This window comes from Streptococcus sp. 210928-DFI.4.42, assembly GCF_020554365.1.
GTDB classification, from domain to species: Bacteria; Bacillota; Bacilli; order Lactobacillales; family Streptococcaceae; genus Streptococcus; species Streptococcus parasanguinis_S.
Genome location: NZ_JAJCHF010000011.1, coordinates 29,553 through 44,161 on the forward strand (window position 1 = coordinate 29,553; position 14,609 = coordinate 44,161).

General features: G+C 42.2%; 9 protein-coding genes and 2 pseudogenes. All 11 read left to right on the forward strand.

Features of this window, described 5'->3' with window-relative positions:
- The 11 genes and pseudogenes from rnpM to glyQ all read left to right on the forward strand — a co-directional run bounded on the left by rnpM (position 1) and on the right by glyQ (position 14,440).
- A complete protein-coding gene (rnpM, locus tag LIZ08_RS05645) occupies positions 1–297 on the forward strand; it encodes an RNase P modulator RnpM (RefSeq protein ID WP_003010401.1) in 297 nt (98 codons plus the stop codon).
- On the forward strand, positions 290–589 hold the full coding sequence (locus LIZ08_RS05650; RefSeq protein ID WP_003003969.1) for a YlxQ-related RNA-binding protein: 300 nt from the start codon (positions 290–292) through the stop codon (positions 587–589). The genes rnpM and LIZ08_RS05650 overlap by 8 nt, the downstream gene beginning before the upstream one ends.
- Positions 590–605: 16 nt before the next feature.
- Positions 606–729 (forward strand): annotated as a pseudogene (locus LIZ08_RS10470) (translation initiation factor IF-2 N-terminal domain-containing protein); the annotation flags it as partial.
- A 95-nt stretch (positions 730–824) separates the two neighbouring features.
- Positions 825–3,320 (forward strand): annotated as a pseudogene (infB, locus tag LIZ08_RS05655) (translation initiation factor IF-2); the annotation flags it as partial.
- A gap of 73 nt (positions 3,321–3,393) precedes the next feature.
- Positions 3,394–3,744 (forward strand): 30S ribosome-binding factor RbfA, encoded by a 351-nt coding sequence (rbfA, locus tag LIZ08_RS05660; protein WP_003003976.1) that lies wholly within the window; start codon positions 3,394–3,396, stop codon positions 3,742–3,744.
- Positions 3,745–4,194: 450 nt separating this feature from the next.
- The gene (locus LIZ08_RS05665; protein ID WP_227038454.1) at positions 4,195–5,826 is read left to right on the forward strand and encodes a Na/Pi cotransporter family protein; all 1,632 of its coding nucleotides are present in this window, start codon (positions 4,195–4,197) and stop codon (positions 5,824–5,826) included.
- A 153-nt stretch (positions 5,827–5,979) separates the two neighbouring features.
- Positions 5,980–7,137, forward strand: coding sequence for an N-acetylglucosamine-6-phosphate deacetylase (gene nagA / locus LIZ08_RS05670; RefSeq protein WP_037608475.1), 1,158 nt, complete (start codon positions 5,980–5,982; stop codon positions 7,135–7,137).
- Positions 7,138–7,268: 131 nt separating this feature from the next.
- Positions 7,269–7,487, forward strand: coding sequence for a hypothetical protein (locus LIZ08_RS05675; protein WP_003018530.1), 219 nt, complete (start codon positions 7,269–7,271; stop codon positions 7,485–7,487).
- Positions 7,484–8,326, forward strand: coding sequence for an aldo/keto reductase (locus LIZ08_RS05680; RefSeq protein WP_049490978.1), 843 nt, complete (start codon positions 7,484–7,486; stop codon positions 8,324–8,326). Before LIZ08_RS05675 ends, LIZ08_RS05680 begins: the two co-directional genes overlap by 4 nt.
- 269 nt (positions 8,327–8,595) lie before the next feature.
- On the forward strand, positions 8,596–13,014 hold the full coding sequence (locus tag LIZ08_RS05685) for a S8 family serine peptidase (RefSeq protein ID WP_227038455.1): 4,419 nt from the start codon (positions 8,596–8,598) through the stop codon (positions 13,012–13,014).
- A 508-nt stretch (positions 13,015–13,522) separates the two neighbouring features.
- On the forward strand, positions 13,523–14,440 hold the full coding sequence (gene glyQ / locus LIZ08_RS05690) for a glycine--tRNA ligase subunit alpha (RefSeq protein ID WP_002886077.1): 918 nt from the start codon (positions 13,523–13,525) through the stop codon (positions 14,438–14,440).
- Positions 14,441–14,609 lie beyond the last annotated feature (169 nt).

Below are 14,609 nucleotides of genomic sequence, written 5' to 3' on the forward strand. Positions count from 1 at the left end.
ATGGTAAAAACAAGAAAAATCCCTTTAAGAAAATCTGTCGTTTCAAATGAAATTATTGATAAGCGCGATTTGCTCCGCATTGTCAAAAATAAAGAAGGACAAGTCTTTATCGATCCAACTGGCAAAGCCAATGGTCGAGGTGCTTACATCAAATTAGACAATGAAGAAGCGGCACTTGCTAAGAAAAAGAAAGTTTTTAATCGTAGCTTTAATATGGAAGTGGAAGAAGCTTTCTATGATGAATTGATCGCTTATGTAGATCATAAGGTGAAGAGAAGAGAGTTAGGCCTTGAATAAGCAAAAGATAAGTAATTTGTTGGGCTTGGCGCAAAGAGCAGGAAAACTCATTTCTGGAGAAGAACTCGTGATCAAAGCCATCCAGGAAGAAAAAGCAAAATTAGTTTTTCTGGCAAATGATGCAGCTAGTAACCTGACAAAAAAGGTGACAGATAAGGGTCGCTATTATGAGGTTCAAGTATCTACCGTGTTTTCAACACTAGAATTAAGCACTGCAATTGGACGTGCCCGTAAGGTCGTCGCTGTTGTAGATGCTGGATTTTCAAAGAAAATGAGGTCTCTTATGGAATAGAAGAGGAGGACAGCAATTGTCTAAGAAAAGATTATACGAAATTGCCAAAGAATTGGGCAAGGAAAGTAAGGAAGTCGTCACTCGTGCGAAAGAATTAGGTTTTGACGTCAAGAGTCATGCATCTAGTGTCGATACTGATGTTGCTGAAAAGTTGATCAAGAGCTTTGCAGCGAAAAAAGAAACAGTCGAAAAGAAAGTAGCAGAAGTGGCTGCCAAGACAACGGCTGTCGCAGAGAAAAAAGAAGCAGCGCCTGTCAAAAAAGAAGGAGCAACTGAGACAAAATCAGTAACGCCAGCTGCTAAACCAAAGAGTCGTAACTTTAAAGCGGAACGAGAAGCGCGTGCAAAAGAACAGGCTGAACGTAGGAAACAACAAGACAATCGTCCAAAACGTGATCGCAAAGACAATCAGCGTCATGGTGACAACCGAAATCAACGACCACAAGAGCGAAATGAACAGCGAAATCAAGGTTCTGAGCGTCGCAATAACCGACCAGATCAAAGACGTAGTGCACAACCCCAAGTGGCACCAAAAGTTGATTTCAAAGCGCGTGCAGCAGCACTGAAAGCTGAACAAAATGCTGAATACGCACGTGGAAGTGAAGATCGCTACAAACAACAAGCTGCAAAAGCAGAACAAGAACGTCAACAGCGCCGGAAACGGGTAGAAGCACCAGAAGTGAAAGCACCTGTACAGGAGCCAGCTGTTGAGAACCATACAAAACCAGCTGTTGCTGCTGCTCCAGCTCAAGTCGATACACGTCGGAAGAAACAAGCGCGACCAGATAAGAAACGCGATGATTTTGATCGTGAAGAAGATGGTCCAAGAAAACAACAAAGGAATCGAAATAGTCAAAATCAAGTGAGAAATCAGAGAAATAGTAACTGGAATAACAATAAGAAAAATAAAAAAGGAAAGAACAACCGTAATGATGCTCCAAAACCAGTAACAGAGCGTAAATTCCATGAATTACCAAGTGAATTTGAGTATACGGATGGAATGACGGTTGCAGAAATCGCAAAACGCATCAAGCGTGAACCGGCTGAAATCGTCAAGAAACTCTTTATGATGGGAGTCATGGCGACTCAAAACCAATCGCTGGATGGAGATACGATTGAACTCTTGATGGTGGATTATGGAATTGAAGCCAAGAAAAAGGTTGAAGTGGACAATGCCGATATCGAACGCTTCTTCGTTGAAGATGGTTATTTGAATCCAGATGAGTTGGTAGAGCGTCCACCAGTTGTCACCATCATGGGACACGTTGACCACGGTAAAACGACCCTTTTGGATACCCTTCGTAATTCACGTGTAGCAACAGGTGAAGCGGGAGGAATCACCCAGCACATCGGTGCCTACCAAATCGTGGAAAATGGTAAGAAGATTACCTTCTTGGATACACCTGGACACGCGGCCTTTACTTCTATGCGGGCGCGTGGTGCATCTGTTACCGATATTACCATCTTGGTTGTAGCAGCAGATGACGGGGTGATGCCACAGACCATCGAAGCCATCAACCACTCAAAAGCTGCCAATGTTCCAATCATTGTGGCCATCAACAAGATCGATAAACCAGGAGCTAATCCAGAGCGTGTCATCGGTGAATTGGCAGAGCATGGGGTTATGTCAACTGCTTGGGGTGGCGATTCTGAGTTTGTAGAAATCTCAGCCAAGTTCAACCAAAATATCGACGAACTCTTGGAAACGGTCCTTCTTGTGGCTGAAATCCAAGAACTCAAGGCAGATCCAACTGTTCGTGCCATCGGTACTGTTATCGAAGCGCGCTTGGATAAAGGAAAAGGTGCGGTGGCAACTCTCCTTGTTCAACAAGGTACCTTGAATGTTCAAGACCCAATCGTTGTCGGAAATACCTTTGGACGTGTCCGTGCCATGACCAATGACCTTGGACGTCGTGTGAAGGTGGCAGGACCATCTACTCCGGTTTCTATCACTGGTTTGAACGAAGCGCCAATGGCGGGTGACCACTTCGCGGTTTATGAAGATGAAAAATCAGCGCGTGCAGCGGGTGAAGAACGTGCCAAACGTGCTCTGATGAAACAACGTCAAGCAACCAACCGCGTCAGCCTTGAAAATCTCTTTGATACCTTGAAGGCTGGGGAAGTGAAATCTGTTAATGTCATCATTAAAGCCGATGTACAAGGTTCGGTTGAAGCTCTTTCTGCTTCCCTTCAAAAGATTGAAGTAGAAGGTGTGAAAGTGACCATCGTTCACTCAGCAGTTGGTGCGATCAACGAATCAGACGTGACCCTTGCAGAAGCTTCAAATGCCTTCATCATCGGATTTAACGTCCGTCCTACTCCACAAGCACGTCAACAAGCTGAAGCTGACGAGGTGGAAATCCGTCTTCACTCAATTATCTACAAAGTGATTGAAGAAATGGAAGATGCCATGAAGGGTATGTTGGATCCTGAGTTCGAAGAGAAAGTCATCGGGGAAGCAGTTATTCGTGAAACCTTTAAGGTCTCTAAAGTGGGTACCATCGGTGGATTTATGGTCCTCAGTGGTAAGGTTACACGTGATTCCAAAGTACGTGTCATTCGTGACGGTGTCGTGATCTACGACGGAGCTCTTGCAAGCTTGAAACACTTCAAAGATGATGTCAAAGAGATCACAAATGGTCGTGAAGGTGGATTGATGATTGAAGGCTACAATGATATCAAGACAGATGATACTATCGAAGCCTATATCATGGAAGAAATTAAAAAATAAGAGGCTGACTAGGAAAAAAGAGGGGGGGCCTCTGATTTCCTAGTTTTTAAACACAGAGCAGAAAGGAGTTCCTATGGCAAGTCATTTTCGGACAGACCGAGTAGGGATGGAAATCAAGCGTGAAGTCAACGAGATTTTACAAAAGAAAGTCCGTGACCCGCGTGTTCAAGGTGTCACCATTACGGATGTTCAAATGCTAGGTGATTTGTCTATGGCCAAAGTGTATTATTCAATTATGAGTGATTTGGCTTCAGACAATCAAAAGGCTCAGACAGGCCTTGAAAAAGCAACAGGAACCATCAAGCGTGAATTAGGTCGGAATCTGAAATTGTACAAGATTCCAGATCTTACTTTTGTGAAAGACGAATCCATCGAATACGGGAATAAGATCGATGAGATGTTGCGCAATTTGAACAAAGACTAGAGAGGTTGGAAATTTTCCACGCCCAGATTGAAAGACAAAGTCTTCTTAGAAACTTTCCTTAGGTGAGTACGGACGTCAGCGAACTTCTTCGAAGTTCCATGACTAATTATTGAGCCTAAGGTCTCAATAATTCCGAGTACCTGAAACTATTAAGTTTCAGGTACTTTTCTCACGACGAAAAGTTTCAGTAGATGATTGAATCACTCTAACGAGTAACATTTCTTTTTATAGAATTTATTAGATTTATAAAAAAGAATAGTTTGTCTACAGTCTCGGGTTGGAAATTTCCAACCTCTTTTTTTGGCTCCTAAAATGAGGAAAATAAAACAGAAAGAAAAAAACGGTTTCAAAAAATAATAGAAATTTACAGAAATCTCTTGTGTGATTGGAAATTATCCTTTACAATAGGAGAGGAGTTTTATTTCTGATCTCAAATTTGGAGGAATGAACATGTCGATTAACTGGCAGGAAATTGTATTTAACTTTTTGGGAGGCCTGGGGCTCTTTCTCTATAGTATTAAAACCATGGGAGAAGGCTTGCAACAGGCTGCAGGAGATCGACTTCGATACTATATTGATAAATATACGAGTAATCCCTTTCTAGGGGTTCTAGTAGGGATTGGGATGACTGCCTTGATTCAGTCGAGTTCAGGGGTTACAGTGATTACGGTCGGTCTGGTGAGTGCAGGACTTCTAACCCTCCGTCAAGCTATTGGTATTGTTATGGGGGCCAATATTGGAACGACTATTACCTCCTTTATCATTGGTTTTAAATTAGGAGACTACGCTCTTCCCATGCTCTTTATCGGAGCGGTTTGTCTCTTCTTTACCAAAAATCGTTTGGTTAATAATGTTGGACGAATCGTTTTTGGTGTCGGTGGTATCTTCTTTGCCCTCAACTTGATGAGTGGGGCTATGGAACCTCTTAAAGATTTGCAAGTCTTTCGTGACTATATGGTGCAGTTAAGTAAAAGTTCTATCTTGGGTGTCTTTGTTGGATCAGGCTTAACACTTTTGATTCAGGCCTCTTCTGCAACCATTGGTATCTTGCAAAATCTCTATGCTAGTCATTTGATTGACCTGAAAGGAGCCCTCCCAGTTCTCTTTGGTGATAATATCGGAACGACCATTACAGCTATCATTGCTTCCTTGGGAGCTAATATTGCGGCCAAACGTGTGGCAGGTGCCCATGTAGCCTTTAATGTTATCGGAACCATTATCTGTCTTGTCTTCCTTGTTCCGTTTACCTCTTTGATTCAATGGTTTGAAACGACTCTTCATTTATCCCCAGAAATGACCATAGCCTTTGCTCACGGAACCTTTAATATAACCAATACCATCATCCAGTTCCCATTCATTGGAGCTTTGGCATACTTTGTGACCAAGCTGATTCCTGGTGAGGATGAGGTTGTCAAATATGAACCGCTCTACTTGGATGAAAACTTGATCACCCAAGCGCCTTCGATTGCTCTTGGAAATGCGAAAAAAGAGTTGCTTCATTTAGGTGGATATGCAGATAAAGCCTTTAGCCTCTCTTATGATTATATTGTTCATCAAAATGAGAAAACAGCTGAAAAAGGTCATAAGACAGAAGAAGCCATCAATACCATCGATGATGATTTGACTCGCTACCTGATTCGTTTGTCAAGTGAAGCCTTGAGTCCGAGAGAAAGTGAAGTTCTCACCAATATCTTGGATTCTTCACGGGATTTGGAGCGGATTGGAGATCACGCGGAAGCCTTGATCAATCTGACCGATTATTTAATTCGTAAGAAAGTGGTCTTTTCAGAAGCGGCCTTGGCTGAATTGGAAGATATTTACAACCAAACCCATCAATTTGTAGAGGATGCTTTGAAAGCTATCGAGCACAATGATGTGAGTCTTGCAAACCAATTGGTAGCACGTCACGAGGCAATTGAAAAATTGGAGAAAAGACTTCGGAAAACTCATATTCGTCGTTTGAACCAAGGTGAATGTACGCCACAAGCCGGAGTGAACTTTATTGATATCATTTCTCACTATACACGTGTTGCAGACCATGCCATGAATCTAGCTGAAAAAGTACAAATCGAGCAAATTTAAGGAACGTCAAACAGAGTAAGTAGGAAGCTTACTCTGTTTTTTGTTGGATTCTATTCAAAAATAGGTCTAGACCATTTACAAATGGAAGTGAAAGCGTTATAATATGTATGAATATAAATGGAACACAGTTCCTACAATGGAAAGGACGATTTTATGTCTACATATATTAAAGCAGATCAATTTTATTACCCACATGGGGTTCGCCGCGGAGGCTATTTGGAACTCGTTGATGGCAAGTTTGGAAAACATGTGGAAAGCTTGCCAGAAGGTGCGGATGTGCTGGATTATTCTGGTTACAGCATTGCGCCTGGCCTCGTAGATACCCATATTCACGGATTTGGTGGGGTAGATGTGATGGATAACAATATCGAAGGCACTCTCCATACCATGAGTGAAGGTCTCTTGAGTACAGGGGTTACGAGTTTTTTGCCTACGACCTTGACTTCCTCTTACGAACAACTTTTGGCAGTAACGGAAAATATCGGTGCACGATACAAAGAAGCAACAGGAGCCAAGATTCGCGGGATTTATTTTGAAGGACCTTATTTTACAGAAAAATACAAGGGAGCTCAAAACCCATCTTATATGAAGGATCCAAGTATGGAAGAATTCCGGGCTTGGCAAAAAGCTGCCAATGGTCTGTTGAATAAGATTGCCCTTGCTCCCGAGCGTGAAGGGGTAGAAGACTTTGTTCGGACCATTACAGGAGAAGGGGTGACTGTCGCTTTGGGACACTCCAATGCTACTTTTGAAGAAGCTAAAAAAGCGGTTGATGCAGGTGCGAGTGTCTGGGTGCATGCCTACAATGGTATGCGTGGTTTGACGCACCGTGAACTCGGTATGGTTGGTGCCATGTATGAGTTGCCTCATACTACAGCAGAGTTGATTTGTGATGGCCATCACGTTGATCCTCTAGCGTGTGATATCCTGATGAAACAAAAAGGGAAAGAAAATGTTGCCTTGATTACGGACTGTATGACAGCCGGGGGCTTAGAAGATGGGGACTACATGCTTGGGGAATTCCCAGTTGTGGTCGCTGAAGGGACTGCTCGCTTGAAATCAACTGGTAATCTAGCTGGCTCAATCTTGAAATTGAAAGATGGATTAAAAAATGTTGTAGAGTGGGGGATTGCTAACCCTCACGAAGCAGTGATGATGGCCAGCCTCAATCCGGCAAAATCAGTCCATATTGATGATGTTTGTGGTCAAATTCGAGAAGGATATGACGCGGACTTCATCGTGCTTGATCAAAATTTGGATCTGGTTGCGACCTATCTCGATGGGGTCAAACGTTACCAAGCTACCAATTAGATTCAAGAATCGAAGATAGAATACTTCCTCTCTAAGTCATACTTAGAGAGGTTTTTGTTTACCGATGGTAGTGCAATTTTGTGAATGCTGTCTTTTCATGCTATAATGGGAATTGAAATGTGAGGTAGCTTATGAAGGCAATTGATATACGTTTTTTATTGATGGGAATTTTTTTCTTGCTCTATGGGATTGTAAGAAAAAATATCTTTATTGTGATTGTTGGTGGGGCATTTTTACTCTATAGTTTTTATAGCAAGAAGATGGAGCCAACCAAGAAGAATATTTTTAAGCCAGAGCTCAAGCTTCGAGGGCCTAAGAAACCGAAATCGAAGAAAGGAAAGAAAAAATGAACAATTATCGTTTAAATAATGGGGTGGAGATTCCTGTATTAGGATTTGGAACCTGGAAAGCAGCAGATGGAGAAGAAGCCTATCAAGCTGTCTTAGCTGCTTTAAAAGCAGGTTACCGCCATATCGATACAGCTGCGATTTATCAGAATGAAGAGAGTGTGGGTCGGGCCATTAAAGACAGTGGTCTTGCGCGCGAAGACCTGTTTATTACCACCAAACTTTGGAATACTCATCACACCTATGAAGACGCTCAAGCTGCTTTGGAAGAGTCTCTTGAGAAACTAGGCTTGGACTATGTAGATCTTTATTTGATTCATTGGCCAAATCCAAAACCTCTTCGAGAAAATGATGCTTGGAAACAACGAAATGCTGAGGTTTGGCGGGCAATGGAAGATATGCTAGCTGCTGGCAAGGTTCGAGCTATTGGTATTAGCAATTTTCTGCCTCATCATTTGGAAGCCCTCCTTGAAACAGCTCGGGTCATTCCGTCTGTGAACCAAATTCGTCTAGCACCTGGGGTTTACCAAAGCGAAGCCATTGCAGCGAGTCGCAAGCATGGCATTTTATTAGAGGCTTGGGGACCTTTTGGCCAAGGAGAATTGTTCCAAAATGAACAAGTAAAAGAAATGGCTACTAAATATGGAAAGACCGTTGCTCAACTAGCCCTGGCTTGGAGTTTGCAAGAAGGTTTCCTTCCATTGCCCAAATCGGTTACGCCTGAGCGGATTGCGAGTAATTTAAATTGCTTTGATTTTGAATTGACGGCAGATGATGTGGAACTCCTTCGTCATCTTCCGGTTGAAGCAGGTGCACCAGATCCAGACACCAAAGATTTTTAAAAGAGAATTTCTATTCATTAATGAAAACCGAGGACAGTTTCGTTCTCGGTTTTTAAAATCCTTTCAACGATTAAATAATTTTAAATTTCCAACGAAAACAGATGTTCTATAATACTTTCCTATACTAATTTATATTTTTCCGAACGAAAATAAATTAATAGTTAGTAACATTCGTGAATATTACATTTGTGTTACAATTTGTTTTTTGAATGAATTTTCAGATAATTTTGCGTTATAATAGTTACTATTAAAATAAAAGGGGAGTTTCTATGAATAGACAAGAACGTTTTTCATTAAGAAAATACAAATTTGGTGTAGCCTCAGTTTTATTAGGGGCTGTTTTGGTATTTGGATCTGCACAAGCGAGTGCTGAAGAACAAGCGGCTAACCAAACGAGTGCTGGAACACAGCTTGTAGCCACTGCTCAACAGGCATCTGCTGAAGAAGAGCATTCACAAGCAACAGAAGCAAATACAGCAGTTGCTAGTGAGAAAGTAGAAGTTGCAAAAGAAGCAACAGTTGCTGAAAAGACAACGAATGCAACAGAAGCAACTCATGTTGAAAAAACAGAAGCTCCGAAAGAAGCAGCTACTGTTCCAGAAACAAAACCGGAAGTAGCAGAAAAACCTGTAGAAAAAGCAGCAGAAGTGGCTACTGCGACAAGTTCAGAAACAACGAATCGCCATGAGGCAGCTGAAAAACCTCAAAGCATCGAAAGTGACGAAATTATTACTGTTCCCCAAACCTGGAAGCAAGGTTATAAAGGGGAAGGGATGGTTGTCGCCGTCATCGACTCTGGTTTGGATGTGAACCACGAGGTTCTTCGGATTACCGATCCTTCAAAAGCTAAGTTTAAAAACCAAGGAGAAATAGAAGCTGCTAAGAAAGCAGCAGGAATTGATTATGGTAAATGGTACAACGACAAGGTTGTCTATGCCTATGACTACTTTGATGGTACCGACAATATCAAAGAGGCCGAAAGAGATTCTCATGGGATGCACGTTACAGGGATTGCAACAGGGAATCCTGATAAAGCAGCAGGAAACGGAGAAAAGATCTATGGTGTAGCACCAGAAGCGCAAGTTATGTTTATGCGTGTCTTCTCAGATCGCCAAAAAACAACGGGATCTGCTCTTTATGTAAAAGCAATTGATGATGCTGTAGCTCTTGGTGCAGATACTATCAACATGAGTCTTGGTTCTACGACTGGTTCTACGGTCAATGCGGATTCAGATATTGTGGATGCCATTAAACGGGCGCGCGCTAAAGGCGTATCTGTCTTAATTTCTGCAGGAAATAGCAATAGCTTTGGAAATGGTTACTCAAGACCTTCTGCTGAAAATCCAGATTATGGTTTGGTCGGAAATCCTTCAACAGTAGAGGACTCCATCTCTGTTGCTTCTATCAATAATAATGTTATTACGACAGAAGTGTTTGAAGTCAAAGGCCTTGAAGGCAATGCGGAAGCGGATAACGGTAAGTTTGATTACAGTAAATCTGCTGCAGACGCTGATTTTGAAAAAGGCAAAGAGTACGAATATGTGTCAGTTGGTCTTGGAAAAGAAGATGATTTCAAAGATCTGGATCTTACCGGTAAATTAGCCTTAATCCAACGCGGGGAAATTCCATTCTCAGAAAAGATTGCGAATGCCTTCCATCATGGTGCAGCAGGAGCTTTGGTCTACAATAATGTGGAAGGATCGAACCTTGGAATGGCAATTGATGGGGATGCTAAGAAAATTCCATCTGTCTTTATTTCAAAACGCTATGGGGAAGCTCTTAAAGCTGGATCTTACAAAGTTGTCTTTAACAATACCATGGCCAACCGTCCATCTCCAGAAGCAGACCAATTGTCTGATTTCTCAAGCTGGGGTGTAACAACAGATGGTCAGTTGAAACCAGATGTCACTGCACCTGGTGGGAACATCTTCTCTTCTTTAAATGACAATACCTATGGGGATATGAGTGGTACTAGTATGGCCTCACCTCACGTAGCAGGTGTGGCAGCTTTGGTTAAAGAATACCTTGTGAAGAACCATCCAGAATTAACTCCAGAACAAGTTTCTGAAACAGTGAAAGCCTTGATCATGTCTACGGCTAAACCACACGTTAATAAAGAAACGGGTGCTTATACTTCTCCTCGTCAACAGGGAGCAGGGGTTGTTGACACAGCAGCTGCCGTTTCAACAGACTTGTATGTGACCGGTGAAAACAACTATCCAAGCGTCACTCTTGGTAATGTTGGAGATAGCTTTACCTTTGATGTTACGGTTCACAATATTTCAGATACCGATCGTACCTTGAAAATGTTGGTGAATACTGACACAGATGAAGTGAAGGATGGTAAATTTACCCTCCGTCCACGTAAATTGACTGAAACAGCTTGGCCTGAAGTAACTGTGAAAGCTCATAGCTCTGAAACGGTTACGGTGAAAGTCGATACAAGTAAATTCACAGAAGAATTGAGCAAAGAAATGCCGAACGGCTATTTCCTTGAAGGATTTGTTCGCTTTGTTGATCCGGCTGATGATGGAGATGTGGTCAGCTTGCCATTTATGGGCTTCAAGGGAGAATTCCAAAACCTTCCCGCTGTTGAAAAGCCAGTCTATGATTTGGTTCGCGAAGGAAAAGATGGATTCTACTACCATATTCCAAAAGATTTGAATATCTCTTCTAGTGCGAATGTTTCTGCGCTCGTCACTCAGCAAAATGACTTCCTTCTCACTCAAGGAAAACGAGATGGTCGTCGGATGACAGTCCTTGGTATTGACGAAAATGCAGAAGGAACTCACACCCTTCAACTAGATGAAAACGGAAATGTTCGCATTGCCATTTCACCAAATGAAGATGGAAATAAAGATTTCGTCGAATACAAGACAGTTGCCCTTAGAAACATTGAAAACCTTCGTGCAACTGTTTATGCAGCAAGTGATACGGAACATAAAAATCCATTGTGGGAAGGAACTCCATCTGACCATCGTAAGAACTTCTTCAACGGTGACCAAAAGAACCCACGCAGCTACACATTAGATAATACTGCTTGGAATGGTATTGATGCGAATGGGAATGCAGTAGCAGATGGTCTATATGATTATGTCATCCGTTACACCCCAATGGTTCCTGGAGCTGAGGAGCAATCAACGACCTTCAAGGTTCGGGTTGATACTCAAAAACCAGTGATCACATCTGGCTATATTCGCTTTAAAGACGGAGCACAACAGTTTGTAGCACGTAAAGCCAAAGATGTTGGCGATGGTGGTATCTTAACTGAAAAACTCGTCTATGTGACTCCATTTGATGATCAGGGGACAATGGTCCAAACCAGTGAAGATAAGAATGGTACTCGTGCGCTTGAAAATTACCATGTGATCAAGGCCAATACAGATGGTAGCTTCGATCTTCCTGAAAACATCGATAAGAAGAATATCTACTACTATGTAGAAGACTTTGCGGGGAACGTAGATTATGTTTCACTAGCTGATTTAGTTCGGGATCAAAATAGTGGTCGGGTTCAAATCGCAGTTCGTGACGCTAAAACGAACAAAGCTTTGGATACTATGTATGTTTACCGAATCAAAGATAGCAATGGTCAATATGTATCAGTTGACAAGACAAAAGATATTAACTTCTTGAACTTTGGTCATTACACTGCAGAAATCTTTACTTATGATCGTACAGAAGTGAAATTTGTCAGCAGCTTGACGCAAGAATTTGATTTGACAGAAGATAATAGTTTCCAAACGATCGCTTTTCTTGCCAATACTTTAGAATATGCACCAGTTAGCATCAGCTTTGATCAACCGGTTTCAAAAGCAGCTACGATCGTATTAAAAGGGGCAGATGGTGAAAACTTTGTCTTGCCTGCTGAAAAATATGGTAAAAATGGCTTTGGTAAATCTGTAGCGACTGGTCAATATACCTTGGTTGCAACTCTTCCTACAGGCTATGAACTAGCTGAGGAGGCACCAGTGATCTCAGTTGTCGCAGGACGCAACAACAATTATCGTATTGGAGTGATCTCAAAAGTGGATCTCTTGGCTGCTTTGAACAAGCAAGCAGATGTTACAAAGACAGCGCAATACTTCAATGCCAGTGCGGATAAGAAGGAAGCCTATGATCAAGCCTTGCAAGCTGCCCAAGCAGCCTTGACCAACAAGGTTAGTCAAGAGCAAGTCAACCAAGCTCTAGCTAGTCTTGAAGCTGCCAGCCAAGCTTTGGATGGGAAAGATTCAAACGTTGCGGCCTTAAAAGAAGCGATGCAGGCTTACGATGCTACGACTAAAACTGGTCGTTATGCTAATGCCAAAGAAAAAGTACGTCGCGACTACGATCGTGCTTTCCAAACAGTTGCCTTGCTTGCAGTTGATCCAACTGTGAAACAAGAACAAATCAATCAAGCACTTGCTGAGCTTAGCCGTGCGGAAGGAAAATTAAACGGGAAAGCAACTGATTTTTCAAGTCTTGAAAAATACATCAAGGAAGAATTGAAGTTCCAAGAAAAGAATGCGAAATTCATCTATGCTGGAAATGAAGAAAAAGAAGCTTACCTAGTAGCCTTCAAGGATGCACAAACTATCCTTTCAAATCCAGGAGCAAGCCAACAAGATGTGAAAGATGCTTTGACAGCCTTGAAGAATGCCAAGAAAAAACTTCATGGTAAAAAACCAAAAGCTGCAAGACGTCCATAAGAAAAACAACCTTGTTTGTTAGCCTAAAATCCGTATGAAACGATTGTTTCATGCGGATTTTAATTTACAAGTCACTAAAAATCTGCTATAATACTAGTCAAGAAAGAAGGGCTTACGGCGTTTTTCTAGCGAGCTTGGGATAGTGAGAGCCAAGTAGAGCAAAGTAAGCAAGTGGCGCTTTCTCTCAGTAAAAATCTGAGTAAAGTAAAATAAAATGAAGTAATAAATTAGGGTGGAACCGCGTTTCTGACGCCCCTAGGTCAAAGGACTTAGGAGCAGAGACACGGTTCTTTTTGTATCCTAAGTCACAAGAAACTTTATGAATAAGGAGTATTCAATGTCAAAAAAACTAACCTTTCACTGCGTTAGTGGCAGAGATCTCCTTACAGTCGGACTGCCACACGCTCAGCACTAGGGTGCCTGAGCTAGACGCAGTACTAACTCGTCTTGCCTCGTATGATCAACGAGACAGACTCGTGTCGCAAGAATTTATAAAAAGGAGAAGAAGATGTCAAAAAAACTAACCTTCCAAGAAATTATTTTGACTTTGCAACAATACTGGAATGACCAGGGTTGTATGCTCATGCAGGCTTATGATAATGAAAAAGGTGCGGGAACCATGAGTCCTTACACCTTCCTTCGTGCCATTGGTCCTGAGCCATGGAATGCGGCTTATGTAGAGCCATCACGTCGTCCAGCGGACGGTCGTTACGGAGAAAACCCAAACCGTCTTTACCAACACCACCAATTCCAAGTGGTCATGAAACCATCGCCATCAAACATCCAAGAACTCTATCTTGAGTCATTGGAAAAATTGGGGATTAATCCTTTGGAACACGATATTCGATTCGTTGAAGATAACTGGGAAAACCCATCAACTGGTTCAGCTGGTCTTGGGTGGGAAGTTTGGTTGGACGGTATGGAAATCACTCAGTTCACCTACTTCCAACAAGTTGGTGGATTGGCAACAGGTCCGGTAACTTCTGAGGTCACTTACGGTTTGGAACGTTTGGCTTCTTACATCCAAGAAGTAGACTCAGTTTATGACATCGAGTGGGCTCCAGGCGTTAAATACGGAGAAATCTTCCTTCAACCAGAATATGAACACTCAAAATACAGTTTTGAAGTTTCTGATCAAGATATGCTTCTTGAAAACTTCGAAAAATTTGAAAAAGAAGCAGGGCGTGCTTTGGAATTAGGCCTTGTTCACCCTGCCTATGACTACGTTTTGAAATGTTCACACACCTTCAACTTGCTTGATGCACGTGGAGCTGTATCCGTTACAGAACGTGCTGGCTACATTGCCCGTATCCGTAACTTGGCCCGTGTCGTAGCCAAAACTTTCGTAGCAGAACGTAAGAAACTCGGTTACCCACTTCTTGACGAAGCCACACGCGCCAAACTCCTAGCAGAAGAGGAAGAATAAAGAGAGCGTATTAGATGGGATTGACTGATAGAGCAATCCTACAGAACCAGTTGCCGCAGTGATAAAGGTATCGTTAGAGAAACTAACGATACCAGGCAAAATTGGAGACCTTAGGCTCCAATTTTAGCAATGAAACGACGAAGTCGGTTGCTGCGTGCCAATCACATAA